Annotated in this window: 16 protein-coding genes; 12 read left to right on the top strand and 4 right to left on the bottom strand. The window is 33.3% G+C overall.

Annotated elements, in window-relative coordinates; genetic code table 11:
* Positions 1 to 27 precede the first annotated feature (27 nt).
* The 3 genes from HYI43_08805 to ptsP all read left to right on the top strand — a co-directional run bounded on the left by HYI43_08805 (position 28) and on the right by ptsP (position 2,895).
* Positions 28 to 570: a DUF697 domain-containing protein gene (locus HYI43_08805; protein ID UDI78645.1), complete on the top strand. Its 543-nt coding sequence runs from the start codon at positions 28 to 30 to the stop codon at positions 568 to 570.
* Positions 571 to 910: 340 nt separating this feature from the next.
* On the top strand, positions 911 to 1,177 hold the full coding sequence (locus tag HYI43_08800; protein UDI78644.1) for a phosphocarrier protein HPr: 267 nt from the start codon (positions 911 to 913) through the stop codon (positions 1,175 to 1,177).
* Between the two features lie 2 nt (positions 1,178 to 1,179).
* Positions 1,180 to 2,895 (top strand): phosphoenolpyruvate--protein phosphotransferase, encoded by a 1,716-nt coding sequence (ptsP, locus tag HYI43_08795; protein UDI78643.1) that lies wholly within the window; start codon positions 1,180 to 1,182, stop codon positions 2,893 to 2,895.
* A 231-nt stretch (positions 2,896 to 3,126) separates the two neighbouring features.
* On the opposite strand, the gene HYI43_08790 is transcribed toward ptsP, so the two are convergent.
* A complete protein-coding gene (locus HYI43_08790) occupies positions 3,127 to 3,360 on the bottom strand; it encodes a glutaredoxin family protein (GenBank protein ID UDI78642.1) in 234 nt (77 codons plus the stop codon).
* Positions 3,361 to 3,563: 203 nt separating this feature from the next.
* On the opposite strand from HYI43_08790, the gene HYI43_08785 reads away from it, so the two are divergent.
* From HYI43_08785 to HYI43_08775, 3 genes are all read left to right on the top strand, one after another.
* Positions 3,564 to 4,916: a cytochrome ubiquinol oxidase subunit I gene (locus HYI43_08785; GenBank protein ID UDI78641.1), complete on the top strand. Its 1,353-nt coding sequence runs from the start codon at positions 3,564 to 3,566 to the stop codon at positions 4,914 to 4,916.
* Entirely contained in the window at positions 4,916 to 5,932 is a 1,017-nt protein-coding gene (locus tag HYI43_08780) for a cytochrome d ubiquinol oxidase subunit II (protein UDI78640.1), read from the top strand. Before HYI43_08785 ends, HYI43_08780 begins: the two co-directional genes overlap by 1 nt.
* Before the next feature lie 121 nt (positions 5,933 to 6,053).
* On the top strand, positions 6,054 to 6,713 hold the full coding sequence (locus tag HYI43_08775; protein ID UDI78639.1) for a TrkA family potassium uptake protein: 660 nt from the start codon (positions 6,054 to 6,056) through the stop codon (positions 6,711 to 6,713).
* A gap of 86 nt (positions 6,714 to 6,799) precedes the next feature.
* Here HYI43_08775 and HYI43_08770 read toward each other — a convergent pair whose 3' ends face one another.
* The 3 genes from HYI43_08770 to HYI43_08760 all read right to left on the bottom strand — a co-directional run bounded on the left by HYI43_08770 (position 6,800) and on the right by HYI43_08760 (position 9,761).
* Positions 6,800 to 8,479, bottom strand: coding sequence for a ribonuclease J (locus HYI43_08770; protein ID UDI78638.1), 1,680 nt, complete (start codon positions 8,477 to 8,479; stop codon positions 6,800 to 6,802).
* On the bottom strand, positions 8,479 to 8,697 hold the full coding sequence (locus tag HYI43_08765; protein ID UDI78637.1) for a DNA-dependent RNA polymerase auxiliary subunit epsilon family protein: 219 nt from the start codon (positions 8,695 to 8,697) through the stop codon (positions 8,479 to 8,481). Before HYI43_08765 ends, HYI43_08770 begins: the two co-directional genes overlap by 1 nt.
* Positions 8,698 to 9,209: 512 nt before the next feature.
* Positions 9,210 to 9,761 (bottom strand): peptide deformylase, encoded by a 552-nt coding sequence (locus tag HYI43_08760; GenBank protein UDI78636.1) that lies wholly within the window; start codon positions 9,759 to 9,761, stop codon positions 9,210 to 9,212.
* A 129-nt stretch (positions 9,762 to 9,890) separates the two neighbouring features.
* Between HYI43_08760 and HYI43_08755 the strand changes: the two genes are divergently transcribed.
* The 6 genes from HYI43_08755 to HYI43_08730 all read left to right on the top strand — a co-directional run bounded on the left by HYI43_08755 (position 9,891) and on the right by HYI43_08730 (position 16,173).
* Positions 9,891 to 10,517 (top strand): YkyA family protein, encoded by a 627-nt coding sequence (locus HYI43_08755; GenBank protein UDI78635.1) that lies wholly within the window; start codon positions 9,891 to 9,893, stop codon positions 10,515 to 10,517.
* Between the two features lie 169 nt (positions 10,518 to 10,686).
* The gene (pdhA, locus tag HYI43_08750; protein ID UDI78634.1) at positions 10,687 to 11,799 is read left to right on the top strand and encodes a pyruvate dehydrogenase (acetyl-transferring) E1 component subunit alpha; all 1,113 of its coding nucleotides are present in this window, start codon (positions 10,687 to 10,689) and stop codon (positions 11,797 to 11,799) included.
* Between the two features lie 3 nt (positions 11,800 to 11,802).
* Positions 11,803 to 12,780: an alpha-ketoacid dehydrogenase subunit beta gene (locus HYI43_08745; protein UDI78633.1), complete on the top strand. Its 978-nt coding sequence runs from the start codon at positions 11,803 to 11,805 to the stop codon at positions 12,778 to 12,780.
* Positions 12,781 to 12,987: 207 nt separating this feature from the next.
* Positions 12,988 to 14,295: a 2-oxo acid dehydrogenase subunit E2 gene (locus tag HYI43_08740; protein UDI78632.1), complete on the top strand. Its 1,308-nt coding sequence runs from the start codon at positions 12,988 to 12,990 to the stop codon at positions 14,293 to 14,295.
* A gap of 3 nt (positions 14,296 to 14,298) precedes the next feature.
* On the top strand, positions 14,299 to 15,705 hold the full coding sequence (lpdA, locus tag HYI43_08735; protein ID UDI78631.1) for a dihydrolipoyl dehydrogenase: 1,407 nt from the start codon (positions 14,299 to 14,301) through the stop codon (positions 15,703 to 15,705).
* Between the two features lie 195 nt (positions 15,706 to 15,900).
* The gene (locus tag HYI43_08730; GenBank protein UDI78630.1) at positions 15,901 to 16,173 is read left to right on the top strand and encodes a UPF0223 family protein; all 273 of its coding nucleotides are present in this window, start codon (positions 15,901 to 15,903) and stop codon (positions 16,171 to 16,173) included.
* The last annotated feature ends 90 nt before the right edge of the window (positions 16,174 to 16,263 follow it).

Raw genomic sequence — 16,263 nt, 5'->3', positions numbered from 1 at the left:
AATGAAATACGAAAGGTGTGTCTTTAAATGGGCATTATGAATAAATTTACTAATGGCGTTACAAATGAAGTAGGTAACAGAGTATTTAATATTGAGGAAATTAAAGAAAAAAGTAACCTACCTACATCACAAGAAGAAATAGCTGAGAGAAGAGCAAAAGCTGAATCAATCGTTAAGAAAAAATCATTATTATCTTCAAGTATGAGTGTCGTACCTATTCCAGGGTTGGATTTTGGAGTGGATATTAAATTAATGAGAGATATTATCGAAGATGTTAATAAAATTTATGGTTTAGATCATAAACAAGTAAATACGCTTGGAGATGATTTGAGAGAACGTATTTTAGCAGCAGCAGCTATTCAAGGTAGTACTTTCATCGGTAAAAAGGTGTCTAGTGCAGTATTAAAAGTGGTTATTCGAGATATGGCTAAACGTGCTGCAGCTAAGCAAACTAAATGGTTCCCATTCGTGGGTCAAGCAGTATCAGCTTCAATTAGCTATTATTTTATGAATAAACTTGGAAGAGATCATATCGAAAAATGTGAAAAAGTACTTCGTGATATTATTTAAAATAAAAATGTTGTAGTATAATTAAAGTGAGCTTGTAGATAAAGCCTATACTAAAATAGTTAGAAATAATTTGTCTAATACGTATAGTTAACAATGTAATTGTTAAATCGGTTCCAAAAAAGGAAAGTAAGTTAAAATATGTGATTTAATGCATATTGAAGTATGGATTCGTGATATAACAATTTAAAACACTTGTTTATTCGTATAAACGACCAGTATAATAGTATTTTCAATGTATTAGAATTGAATTTGTTAATATATTTTGGTAGTGTTATGTTATAAAATTATGTTAGATTATGACAAATTTGAATATTCTAACTTTGCGGAGGAGAAATAGATTATGGAACAAAAATCATATGTAATTATTGACGAAACAGGTATTCATGCACGTCCTGCAACTATGTTAGTTCAAACTGCATCAAAATTTGATTCAGATATTCAATTAGAATATAACGGCAAAAAAGTTAACTTAAAATCAATCATGGGTGTTATGAGTTTAGGTGTAGGTAAAGATGCTGAAATCACTATCTATGCTGACGGAAGCGACGAAGCAGACGCAATTCAAGCTATCAGTGATGTCTTATCTAAAGAAGGTTTAACTGAATAATTATGTCAAACTTAATTAAAGGTATTGCAGCATCTGACGGTGTTGCAATTGCTAAAGCTTATTTATTAGTAGAGCCTGATTTATCATTCACTAATGAAAAAGTCACTGATACTGATGCTGAAATTCAAAAATTTAGAAATGCGTTAGAAGCTTCTAAAGTTGAATTAACAAAAATCAGAAATAATGCTGAGAAACAATTAGGTCCTGATAAAGCTGCTATTTTTGATGCACATTTATTAGTTCTTGATGATCCAGAGTTAATTCAACCTATCGAAGATAAAATTGCTAATGAGAAAGTAAGTGCGCCAGAAGCACTTAACGAAGTAACTACGCAATTTATCACTATTTTCGAATCAATGGATAATGAATACATGAGAGAGCGTGCTGCAGACATTAGAGACGTATCTAAACGTGTGTTAGCACATCTATTAGGTGTAGACTTACCAAACCCAAGTATGATTGATGAAAGTGTTGTTATCGTAGGTAATGATTTAACTCCTTCTGATACAGCGCAATTAAACAAAGAATTTGTTCAAGGCTTCGTTACGAACATTGGTGGACGTACAAGTCACTCAGCAATTATGAGTCGTTCATTAGAAATTGCTGCGGTAGTTGGTACTAAAACTGTTACTAAAGAAGTAAAACAAGGTGATATGGTTATCGTCGATGGTACGACTGGTGATGTCATTGTTGATCCAACAGAAGATGAGTTGATTGCTTATCAAAATAAACGTGAACGATTCTTTGAAGATAAAAAAGAATTGCAAAAATTACGTGACGCTGAAACAGTGACAATTGATGGTGAACATGCAGAATTAGCTGCTAATATTGGTACACCTGATGATTTATATGGCGTAATGGAAAATGGTGCTGAAGGTATCGGTTTATATAGAACTGAGTTCCTTTATATGGGTAGAGATCAAATGCCAACAGAAGATGAGCAATTTGAAGCCTATAAAAAAGTGCTTGAAACTATGAAAGATAAACGTGTCGTGGTTCGTACGTTAGATATCGGTGGTGATAAAGAGCTACCATATTTAAATTTACCTAAAGAAATGAATCCATTCTTAGGTTACCGAGCAATCCGTTTATGCTTAGACCAACAAGATATTTTCAGAACACAATTACGTGCATTATTGCGTGCATCTGCTTACGGTAAATTAAATATCATGTTCCCAATGGTAGCGACTATCAACGAATTCCGTGATGCTAAAGCTATCTTATTAGAAGAAAAAGAAAATCTTAAAAATGATGGACACGATGTTTCAGATGAAATCGAATTAGGTATCATGGTTGAAATTCCATCAACTGCTGCTTTAGCAGATATCTTTGCTAAAGAAGTTGATTTCTTCAGTATAGGTACAAATGATTTAATTCAATATACTATGGCAGCTGACCGTATGTCAGAACGCGTTTCATACTTATATCAACCATACAATCCAGCTATTTTACGCTTAGTTAAGCAAGTTATTGAGGCTTCTCACAAAGAAGGTAAATGGACTGGTATGTGTGGTGAAATGGCTGGAGATGAAACAGCGATTCCATTATTACTAGGTTTAGGATTAGATGAGTTCTCTATGAGTGCGACTTCTATCTTAAAAGCTAGAAGACAAATCAATGGTTTAAGTAAAAATGAAATGGCTGAATTAGCTAATCGTGCAATTAATTGTGCGACTCAAGAAGAGGTTCAAGATTTAGTTAATAACATTTCTAAATAAATATTTATACTGTAAAGTTGCAATTGTTGACTAAACTAAGAAGATGGTTATATATAAATTTTCTCAAGTTTTGTCATTTATTCGGGTGTGAGAATGAATTCGAAATGAATTCTATCTCACATCCTTTTTTTATTGATATTATTAAAAGCACCCAACATCATTTTGTACGAAAGATGTGGGTGCTTATTTATGAATGCTACAATAATGAATAATTTAAATATTGTAATCATCTTAATGTTGTATATTAAAAACTTCATTGATTTTATCTAAATCCACATGATACATTGGTTCATCATTTAATAGAATGAAAGGCGTTGCAAAAGCATCATAATCAATCATTTCAGAACGATATTGATGATTTTCAATGTTCTTATCGGTGAAGTTAATTTGATGGTCATTCAAATAATTTTTAACGAATGTACAAGGAGGACAATCGTTTTGTGTATAAATAGTAATATTTGACACTCGGGTACGCTCCTTTATTTAACTGTAATCCTGAAAATTACTATAAATAATTTATGACAGAATTGCAAACTGTGAATATTATGTGAAAAAGATTGTAAAATTTTTTTAAAATCTAAGCAAAAGGATTTAGTTTGAAAATCTAACATAATATAATTTAAGTCTATCGAATTTTTAATTTTATATAAAGAAAAGGTGATTAATACATGGATTCTGTTGAAATTAGCCGTTTCCTAACTGGTATGACGCTTGCAGTACATATCATTTTTGCAACAATTGGGGTAGGTATGCCACTAATGTTTGCAATTGCAGAATTTTTAGGCATAAAAAATAAGGATCCTAAATATATAGCTTTAGCTAAACGTTGGTCAAAAGGATATACAATTACAGTAGCAGTAGGGGTTGTAACTGGTACCATTATTGGGTTGCAACTTTCACTTATTTGGCCAACATTCATGAAAATGGGTGGCCATGTTATCGCATTACCATTATTCATGGAAACTTTCGCCTTCTTTTTTGAAGCTATCTTTTTAAGTATCTATTTATATACTTGGAATCGTTTCAAAAATAGATGGACACATTTTATTATTAGTATCCCAGTCATTATAGGGGGATCTTTCTCAGCCTTCTTTATTACATCTGTGAATTCATTTATGAATACACCAGCAGGTTTTGAGATGAAACATGGCAAAATGGTAAATGTTCAACCATTTGAAGCAATGTTTAATCCATCTTTCTTAGTAAGAGCCTTCCATGTAGTTGCGACAGCAGGAATGACAATGGCATTTATTTTAGCATCTATAGCTGCGTTTAAACTGTTGAAAAACAAATATAGTAAAGATGCAGAATATCATAAAAAGGCTTTGAAAATGACAATGATCGTTGGATTATTATCAACATTATTATCGATGCTAGCAGGAGATATGTCAGCGAAGTTCTTACACCAAGTTCAACCCGAGAAATTGGCTGCTTATGAATGGCATTTTGATACACAGTCAAAAGCAGATTTAGTCTTTTTCGGTGTTTTAAATGAAAAAACACAGGAAGTTGAAGGGGCAATCAAAATCCCTGGAATGCTTAGTTTCTTAGCAGATAATAACATTAACACTAAGGTTAAAGGGTTAAACGCTTTTCCTAAAAATGATTTACCACCTATGATTGTCCATTATTTCTTTGATTTAATGGTTTCGATGGGTGTGTTGTGCTTTATCATTTCAGGTGCCTTTGTCTTAAGTATGTTCATTAAAAAATTACGTAAATTTCATATGCATAAAGGTATGCTATATGCTATCTTACTTACTGGTCCAGCATCATTATTAGCTATTGAATTTGGCTGGTTCTTAACTGAAATGGGACGTCAACCATGGATTGTAAGAGGATATATGCGTGTGAGCCAAGCTGCTACTCAAGCAGGTGGTATAACCCTCGTAACAATACTATTTGGATTATTATATTTAGTGTTACTCTTTACATCAGCTTATGTATTACTACGTATGTTTAAAAATAAACCTGCTCAAGATGATGTAGACAAAGTAATTGGTGAAGGGGGTCAAAACTAATGGCTTATATTGGTATAGGTATTACTGTATTGTGGACATTCCTATTTCTATATATCATTATAGCTTCAATTGATTTTGGAGCTGGTTTCTTTACATTGCATACGAAATTAACTGGAGAAGAGAAAAAGATAAATCATTTAGTTGAAAGATATTTAAATCCAGTTTGGGAAGTTACAAATGTCTTCTTCGTCTTTTTTTTCGTTGGTTTTGTAGGGTTCTTTCCTGACTCTGCCTTATATCTGGGAACAGTATTATTAGTCCCAGGTTCAATTGCATTAATATTAATTTCAATTCGAGGTAGTTTCTATGCTTTTGAACATTACGGCCAAGATACGAAATTGCCATGGATATTTTTATATGGTATAACAGGACTTTTAATTCCTGCGTCATTAGCTACAGTATTAACTATTTCTGAAGGTGGTTACATTACAGAACGTGGTTCCCACTTCGATTTAGATTGGTTCCAATTATTCCTTAGTCCATTTGCATGGGCTGTGGTATTCTTAGCAATTACTAGTGTGTTATATATTTCGTCAGGATTCTTAACATACTATGCAGCTAAGGCTAAAGATGAAGTGGCTTATAAATATATGCGACAATGGTTTATGTTTTGGGGACCTCCAATGATAATTATTTCTTTATTTGTATTCTTATCATTGAGAATTCAAAATGCAGATCATTTTTATAGTGCTATAACAAATTATTGGTGGATGTTTGCTTTAAGTTTAATTTGTTTTATCATCGCAGGTATTTTAAATTTTATAAAGAAAAAACATGGCTTAGCTTTCATCATGGTCGTATTTCAAATGGCTTTTGCCTTTTACGGTTATGGTATGAGTAAGTTACCTTATTTATTATATCCTTATATTAAGATGTCAGATTCGGGTGTTAATGCTTCAATGGGCTTAGCATTAGTAATCGTATTTATTTTAGGTTTACTTTTATTAGTTCCATCGTTAATATTATTATTGAGATTATTTGTTTTCGATAAAGCATATGTAGAAGGCAAAAAATAATTTAGATGTAGAAGGGAGCTGAGATAATAATCATCAATGTTTTTTACTGGTTATCAGTTAAAAGTATTGTGATATTATCTCGGCTTTTACTTTGTTTTTAAAGGATAGGGGTATCTGATTAATGGAGAAAGAATACGTTGTTATAGGATTAGGGCGTTTCGGTGGTAGTATTGTACGTGAACTGAATGCATTAGATATGGACGTTATGGCTATAGATAGAGACGAAGCACGTGTTAATGAATATAGTGACATTGCTACACATGCTGTAGTAGCTGATACTACTGATGAAGCTGTAATGAAAAGTTTAGGCATACGTAACTTTGATCATGTCATCGTTGCTATTGGTGAGAATATACAATCGAGTACTTTGACTACCTTAATTTTAAAGGAATTAGGGGTTAAGAAGGTTACTGCAAAAGCTCAAAATGATTATCATGCGAAGATATTAAATAAAATTGGTGCGGATACAGTAGTGCATCCTGAACGTGATATGGGACGTCGAATTGCGCATAATGTGGCTAGTGCAAGTGTATTAGACTATCTTGAATTGGCAGATGAACACTCTTTAGTTGAATTAAAGGCAAGTGAGAAGATGACAGGTCAATCTATCATCGATTTAGATATTCGAGCACAATTCGGGATTAATATTATCGCGATAAAGCGTGGTAAAGACATTGTTGTGTCACCTGATCCAAGTATGAATATTGAATTTGGGGATATTCTCATCATGATTGGACATGATAACGACTTGAATCGTTTTGAAAAGAAAATTGTCCGTTAAAGTTAACTCGTAATTCAATATAATAAAAAAATGCGCTAAAAATCATGTTCAATGAAACATGACTTTTAGCGCATTTTATTTATAGATTAATCTTCATTCACTTTCATAATTACAGGTAATATCATAGGTTTACGAGCTGTTTTTTCAAAAAGATATGGTTGAAGTGTTTCAATAATTGAAGATTTAATTTGATGCCATTGAATATCTTTATTGGAGTTTAGTTTTGTAATAACGTCAGTTTTAATTTTACGTTGTGCGTCATAAATTAGCTGACCAGATTCACGCATGTAAACGAATCCACGTGAAATAATGTCTGGTCCAGAAAGTAATTTATTTGTATTAAAGTCAATACTTACAACTACAATTACTAAACCTTCTTCAGATAGTAATTTACGATCACGGATAACCACATTACCGATATCGCCAATACCGCTACCATCAACTAAGACATTACCAGAAGGGATACGACCAGCTTTACGTGCTGAATCATGTGTTAACGCTAGTACGTCACCAATATCAAAAATAAAGACATTATCTTCGTTAACACCACAGTCAATACCTGTTTGACCATGTGCTTTTAACATACGATATTCACCGTGAATTGGTAAGAAATATTTAGGTTGAATTAAACGTAACATCAATTGTTGATCCCCTTGAGAACCATGTCCTGATGTATGAATATTCGAGATTTTACTATGGATGACATCAGCACCAGCTTTGTATAAAGCATTAATTGTACGATTGATACTTTTAGTATTACCAGGAATAGGTGATGAACTGAATACAACTGTATCATCCGGAATAATTTTAATCTGTTTGTGTGTACCATTGGCAATTCGCGATAATGCGGCCATTGGTTCACCTTGAGAACCTGTACATAAAATAAGTAACTCGTGTTTTGGAATATTATTTATTTTATTTGGTTCTACAAATGTTTCTGGTGGTGCTTTAATGTATCCTAGCTCCATACCAATCTTAATGTTGTTTTCCATTGAACGACCAAATGTAACAATTTTGCGGTTATATTTAATTGCTGCTTCAACAGCTTGTTGCACACGATAAATATTTGATGCAAATGTCGCAAATATAATTCGTCCTTTACAGTTACGGAAAATTTTCTCAACATTTTGTCCAACTTCACGTTCACTTAATGTAAAATCGGGCACTAAGGCATTTGTAGAATCTGATAATAAGCACAATACGCCTTCTTTACCTAATTCAGCCATTTTAGCAATGTTTGCTGGTTCGCCAACAGGAGTGAAATCAAATTTAAAATCACCAGTGTGAACAATTTTACCTTCAGGTGTATCTACAATAACACCATAAGCTTCTGGAATACTATGTGTAGTAAGATAAAATGAAATTGCAAAATGTTTAGATTTAATCACTGTATCTTCAGTAATTTCATTTAGTGTCGCATTACGTAATAAATTATGTTCATCTAATTTATTACGTATTAAACCTAAAGCTAATGGACCACCATAAATAGGTACATTAATTTGCTTCAATAGGTAGGGCACACCACCTATATGGTCTTCGTGTCCATGAGTAATAAACAGACCGACAATTTTATCTTGATTTTGTTCTAAGTAAGTGTAATCAGGAATTACGTAGTCAATTCCTAGTAAATTATCGTCAGGGAATTTAATTCCAGCATCAATAATGACGATTTCATTTTTATACTCAACGGCATAAGTGTTTTTACCAACTTCACCTAAACCACCTAGAGCATATACACCTACTTCATTAGAATGTAATTGCTTCATTATTGAGCATTCTCCACATTGAAGTGATCAGAGTGTTCTTTTTCATATTCTAAATGTGCGCCCTCTAATTTAGTAATGAATTCAATATTGTAATTGCGGTCTTTTAAATAACGTCTTACTTGTTCTTCTGTTTCGCCTTCAACATAAATTGTGTTTGTATTCTCACGAACGATTACTTCGCTTTTATTATGTTGGAAAAATACTTTAAATACTGCCATATTGGATAGTTCCTCCTAGATTTTAATCATTTAATTTGAATATATTAATTTGAGACCTATACGTAACAACTTTAATGAATCAAAGCTTTTGCGTCAGATATGCCATTCATTTATCAACTTAAGATTTATATGACTTACATTTGTGTTGATTAAAACGTAGAAATGCGTTCTATCATTAGTAAACATAAATTGAATTATGAGCTTTGTTCTTATTAAAAGTGAACTAATTTAAATATAAGACACTTTTAAGGTTGCTTATAGGTAATCATTAATGTCGTTCATTGTTTGAAAATTAGTATGATACTAAGATTTCAGTTACTATTCATTTTACATTATGTATATAAATAAATAAAGCAGTTTATACCTATACGTACATTCATTAACATAGATAGAGTAGACAAATACTATCAAATAAGTAAGAATTCCTTAATATTTAAAAATAAGTAAAATGAAAAGGACTTACGATGTTTACATATTACGTAACACCATAAGTCCTGTTAACACTATACCATTTAGACCTCTACTGAATCTGGTAAAGGAATTAGTGGATTATCTTTATCAATGTAATCATAAAACATAATACCATTTAAGTGATCAATCTCATGTTGGAATACTATTGCTGGATAGCCCTTTAATCTCAATTTAACTTCTTTGCCATCAATATCAAATGCTTTAATTGTTACTCTATAATGTCTATGCACTAAACCAGGTATGTTCTCATCAACACTCAAACAACCTTCGCCAGTAGGTAGATAAGCATGTTGGACACTGTGACTCATTACTTTAGGATTAACTAACATATAATCATAAGATTTTCCTTCACCATCATCTGGTAAATAAACCGCAATCATTTTTTTAGAAACATTGATTTGAGGGGCTGCCAATCCAACACCAGAACGTAAGCCATATTTTTTAGCAGTTTCTTCATCTTGACTATTAATTAAAAATTCACGCATTTCATTTAATGTATTTTTATCTTCGTCAGATAGAGGCAAACCTACGTCTTTAGCTTTTGCGCGTAACGTAGGATGACCATCTCTAATAATATCTTTCATTGTTAACATGTCATACACCTTCCTTATAATAAAATATAACAGATTGCACATAGTTAAGTATATTATCTGATTTTATTTGATTTATAAACTATCTTTCTATATTATTACAAGCGAATGACTATGAGGAGGATAACATGAATGAAATTACGTAAAACATTTGCTATTGTAGCAGCCTCAACTGTCTTATTAGCCGGATGTACGACAGATAAAAAAGAAGTAAAAGCGTATGATGAAAATGTTCAAAAGGCATTTGATAAAGAGCAATCTATTAATAGCATAGGCAAAAAATTAAATTCACTTGAAGAAAAGAAACAAGGATTATATAAAAAAGCAAACAGTAGTAATGAAAGTACTCGTAAAAAAGCTGCTGACGATATTCTTGATAATATTAAACAAAGAGAAAAAACGTTTGATAAAGAAGTTTCTACACTTGATGACTCTGAAAAGCAATTTAAAAAAGGCGAATCACATATAAAAGAAATTAAAGATGATGATAAGAAAAAAGAAGTTAAGCAACTTGATGATGCGATTAAAGATAAGTATAAATCTCATGATAAATATGCGAAATCATATAGAAACGTACTAAGCAAAGAAAAAGATTTATTTGAATTACTTAAAAAAGATGGTATAACGCAATCACAAGTTGACGATAAAAATGACGCGCTAAATAAAGCACAAAAAGATTTCCAAAGTAAATTTAAAGCTTATTCAAAAGCAATGAATGCTGTAAATAAAGAAAAACAAGATGTCGATAATCTTAAATAATTGAATGATTAATACAGTATAGTATTAAAGACTGATACAGTTGTTAAAAACTGTATCTTTTTTAGTAATACAGAACTTTATTAAATTATTTAACAGTACTAATAAATTGTGGTACACTATGAGAGGATAAAATGAATTTCTATTATATGGGAAAGGTATGGTGAATTGAATGGCTCCTAAGTTACAAGCCCAATTCGATGCAGTAAAAGTATTAAATGATACTCAGTCGAAATTTGAAATGGTTCAAATTTTAGACGAAGATGGTAATGTCGTAAATGAAGACTTAGTACCTGATTTAACTGATGAACAATTAGTAGAATTAATGGAAAGAATGGTATGGACACGTATTCTTGACCAACGTTCTATTTCATTAAACAGACAAGGACGTTTAGGTTTCTACGCTCCAACAGCTGGACAAGAAGCTTCACAATTAGCTTCACAATACGCTTTAGAAAAAGAAGACTTCATCTTACCTGGTTACCGTGACGTGCCACAAATTATTTGGCATGGTTTACCTTTAACTGACGCTTTCTTATTCTCAAGAGGTCACTTCAAAGGTAACCAATTCCCTGAAGGCGTTAATGCATTCAGTCCACAAATTATTATCGGTGCACAATACATCCAAACTGCCGGTGTAGCATTCGGTATTAAAAAACGTGGTAAAAAAGCTGTTGCTATCACTTATACTGGTGACGGTGGTTCTTCACAAGGTGACTTCTATGAAGGTATCAACTTTGCTTCAGCTTACAAAGCTCCAGCAATCTTTGTTATCCAAAATAATAACTATGCAATTTCAACTCCACGTAGTAAACAAACAGCTGCAACTACATTAGCTCAAAAAGCTATTGCAGTAGGTATCCCTGGTATCCAAGTTGATGGTATGGATGCATTAGCTGTATATCAAGCTACAAAAGAAGCTCGTGACCGTGCAGTAAATGGTGAAGGTCCAACATTAATCGAAACAATGACTTACCGTTATGGTCCACATACAATGGCTGGAGATGACCCAACTCGTTACAGAACTTCAGATGAAGATGCAGATTGGGAGAAAAAAGACCCATTAGTTCGTTTCAGAAAATTCTTAGAAAACAAAGGTTTATGGAACGAAGATAAAGAAAACGAAGTTATTGAACGTGCTAAAGACGACATCAAGAAAGCTATCAAAGAGGCTGACAATACTCCTAAACAAACAGTTATTGACTTAATGGATATCATGTACGAAGATATGCCTCAAAACTTAGCTGAACAATATGAAATTTACAAAGAGAAGGAGTCGAAATAAGCCATGGCACAAATGACAATGGTTCAAGCGATTAATAATGCGCTTAAAACTGAATTGCAAAATGACGAAAACGTATTAGTTTTCGGTGAAGACGTTGGTGTTAACGGTGGTGTATTCCGTGTAACTGAAGGTTTACAAAAAGAATTCGGTGAAGACCGTGTATTCGATACACCATTAGCTGAATCAGGTATTGGTGGTTTAGCACTTGGATTAACTGTTGAAGGATTCCGTCCTGTAATGGAAATCCAATTCCTTGGTTTCGTGTTTGAAGTATTTGACGAAGTTGCTGGTCAAATCGCTCGTACACGTTTCCGTTCAGGTGGTTCTAAAGTAGCACCTGTAACTATCCGCGCACCATTTGGTGGTGGGGTACACACTCCAGAATTACACGCAGATAACTTAGAAGGTATTTTAGCTCAATCACCTGGTATTAAAGTAGTAATTCCTTCTGGCCCATATGACGCTAAAGGTTTATTACTTTCAGCTATCAGATCTAATGACCCAGTTGTATATTTAGAACACATGAAATTATATCGTTCATTCCGTGAAGAAGTTCCTGAAGAAGAATATACAATTGACTTAGGAAAAGCTAATGTGAAAAAAGAAGGTAATGACATCACATTAATCGCTTACGGTGCAATGGTTCAAGAATCTGAAAAAGCAGCAGAAGAATTAGAAAAAGAAGGTTACTCAGTAGAAGTTATTGACTTACGTACTGTTCAACCTATCGATATCGATACTTTAGTTGCTTCAGTTGAAAAAACTGGTCGTGCTGTAGTAGTTCAAGAAGCACAACGTCAAGCAGGTGTTGGTGCTACTGTAGCTGCTGAATTAGCTGAACGTGCAATTCTTTCATTAGAAGCACCAATCGCACGTGTTGCTGCTGCTGATACAGTTTACCCATTCACTCAAGCTGAAAATGTTTGGTTACCAAACAAAAATGATATTATTGAAAAAGCTAAAGCTACTTTAGAATTTTAATAATATTTGTTTACTCAGTTGAGTTGCTGACTAATAGAAAGAAAGTAAGCTAAATGTTTACTTTTACTCTAAGTGTGAATAATTAAGTAGAAACTAGAGCGTTAGGGCATAATAATTTTAAGTGATTTGAACATTTAAATTATTCTGTCCTACCTCTATGTTATAAATTTTTAAAGATGAATATGAAATTCTTAGGAGGACAAGAACGTGGCATTTGAATTTAGATTACCCGACATTGGTGAAGGTATCCACGAAGGTGAAATTGTAAAGTGGTTTGTTAAAGCCGGAGATACAATTGAAGAAGATGATGTATTAGCAGAGGTTCAAAACGATAAATCTGTAGTTGAAATCCCATCTCCTGTAAGTGGTACAGTAGAAGAAGTTTTAGTTGACGAAGATACTGTAGCAGTTGTAGGTGACGTTATCGTTAAAATTGATGCACCTGACGCTGAAGAAATGCAATTCAAAGGTGGTCATGACGACGATTCTTCATCTAAAGAAGAACCAGCTCAAGAAGAAGCAAAAGCTGAAGAAACATCAGCTCCAGCAGCATCAGCTTCACAAGATGAAGAAGTAGATGAAAATAGACAAATCAAAGCTATGCCATCTGTTCGTAAATACGCTCGTGAAAAAGGCGTTAACATCAAAGCTGTAGCTGGATCAGGTAAAAATGGTCGTATCACTAAAGAAGACATTGATAACCACTTAAATGGTGGCGGTGCTCAAGCTGCATCAGCTTCAAATGAAAGCGCAGCTGCTTCAACATCTGAAGAAACTTCTGCACCACAAACTCAATCAGTTCCAGAAGGCGACTTCCCTGAAACAACTGAAAAAATCCCAGCAATGCGTAGAGCAATTGCGAAAGCAATGGTTAACTCTAAACACACTGCGCCTCACGTAACATTAATGGATGAAATTGATGTTCAAGACTTATGGGATCACCGTAAGAAATTCAAAGAAATCGCAGCTGAACAAGGCACTAAATTAACATTCTTACCATACGTTGTTAAAGCACTTGTTTCTGCACTTAAAAAATATCCAGCACTTAACACTTCATTCAATGAAGAAGCTGGCGAAATCGTACACAAACATTATTGGAACATTGGTATCGCAGCTGATACTGAAAGAGGTTTATTAGTACCTGTAGTTAAAAATGCAGATCGTAAATCTATCTTCCAAATTTCAGATGAAATTAACGAATTAGCTGTTAAAGCTCGTGACGGTAAATTAACATCTGATGAAATGAAAGGTGCAACTTGCACAATCAGTAATATCGGTTCAGCTGGTGGACAATGGTTCACTCCAGTTATCAACCACCCAGAAGTAGCTATCTTAGGTATTGGCCGTATTGCTCAAAAACCTATCGTAAAAGACGGTGAAATCATTGCAGCTCCAGTATTATCATTATCATTAAGCTTTGACCACAGACAAATTGATGGTGCTACTGGACAAAATGCAATGAATCACATTAAACGCTTATTAAATAATCCAGAATTATTATTAATGGAGGGGTAAAACATGGTAGTTGGAGATTTCCCAATTGAAACAGATACTATTGTTATCGGAGCAGGTCCTGGAGGTTATGTTGCAGCAATTCGTGCAGCACAACTAGGACAAAAAGTTACAATCGTAGAGAAAGGTAACTTAGGTGGTGTATGCTTAAACGTTGGTTGTATTCCATCAAAAGCATTATTACACGCTTCACATCGCTTTGTAGAAGCTCAACATTCTGAAAACTTAGGTGTTATCGCTGAAAGCGTATCACTTAAATTTGACAAAGTTCAAGAATTCAAAAAATCAGTTGTTAACAAATTAACTGGTGGTGTTGAAGGCTTATTAAAAGGTAATAAAGTTGAAATCGTTAAAGGTGAAGCATATTTCGTAGACAATAACAGCTTACGTGTTATGGACGAAAAAAGTGCTCAAACTTATAATTTCAAACACGCTATTATCGCAACAGGTTCTAGACCAATTGAAATTCCTAACTTCGAATTTGGTGAACGTGTTATCGATTCAACAGGTGCATTAAACTTACAAGAAGTTCCAGGTAAATTAGTCGTTGTAGGTGGCGGTTACATTGGTTCTGAACTTGGTACTGCATTTGCTAACTTCGGTTCAGAAGTTACAATTTTAGAAGGCGCTAAAGAAATTCTTGGCGGATTCGAAAAACAAATGGTTCAACCAGTTAAAAAAGGCATGAAAGAAAAAGGCGTTGAAATCATTACTGAAGCAATGGCTAAAAATGCTGAGGAAACTGAAAATGGCGTAAAAGTTACTTACGAAGCTAAAGGTGAAGAACAAACTATCGAAGCTGATTATGTATTAGTAACTGTTGGTCGTCGTCCAAATACAGATGAATTAGGCTTAGAAGAATTAGGTCTTAAATTCGCTGATCGTGGATTATTAGAAGTTGACAAACAAAGCCGTACTTCTATCGACAATATTTATGCAATTGGTGATATCGTTCCTGGTTTACCACTTGCCCACAAAGCAAGTTATGAAGCTAAAGTAGCTGCTGAAGCTATCTCTGGTCAAGCATCAGAAGTAGATTACATTGGTATGCCTGCTGTATGTTTCACTGAACCAGAATTAGCTCAAGTTGGTTACACTGAAGCACAAGCTAAAGAAGAAGGTTTAGACTATAAAGCTTCTAAATTCCCTTATGCTGGTAATGGCCGTGCATTATCATTAGACGATACTACTGGTTTCGTTAAACTTATTACATTAAAAGAAGACGGAACTGTTATTGGTGCGCAAATCGCTGGTAACGGCGCTTCAGATATCATTTCAGAATTAGGTTTAGCTATCGAAGCTGGTATGAATGCTGAAGATATCGCATTAACTGTACATGCTCACCCAACATTAGGTGAAATGTCTATGGAAGCTGCTGAAAAAGCAATTGGATTACCAATCCACACTATGTAATAAATGGTCTATTAGACTAAAATAATTTTAGTAATGCTTTATACAAATTAGTTTGTAAAAGCACACTAATCATCCTGTTGGGGTGGAACTTCAAGTTCAATATTTGAACTTTGTTCCATCCCTTTTTGATTATTTAAAGAGAAAAATGGGCAATTATAAATAGTATATGATTTGTAAATGAATGGAGGGTTAACGATGGAATATCAATATCCATTGGATTTAGATTGGTCTAATGAAGAAATGGTTGATGTCATTGCATTTTTTAATAAAGTTGAAAATTATTATGAAAAAAGTGTTAACGGACAAGATTTAATGGCACATTATAAACGTTTTAAAGAAATTGTTCCAGGTAAAGCGGAAGAAAAACAATTATTTAAAGAATTTGAAGAGAAAAGTGGCTATAATAGCTATAAAGTTGTTCAAGAAGTAAAAAATAATCCTGAGACAACATCATTTAGCAATCACTAATAGAGTCAAAAACTATACACAATTATTAAATAGTATTACTTTTTAAACTGTTTATTTTTAATTAATTTCTAAAAATCTATTGAAGTTAGA

Origin of the sequence: Staphylococcus taiwanensis (genome assembly GCA_020544305.1) — a bacterium.
GTDB lineage: Bacteria > Bacillota > Bacilli > Staphylococcales > Staphylococcaceae > Staphylococcus > Staphylococcus taiwanensis.
Note: the sequence above shows the minus strand (reverse complement) of the source record. Positions and strands in the feature narration are given on the sequence as shown.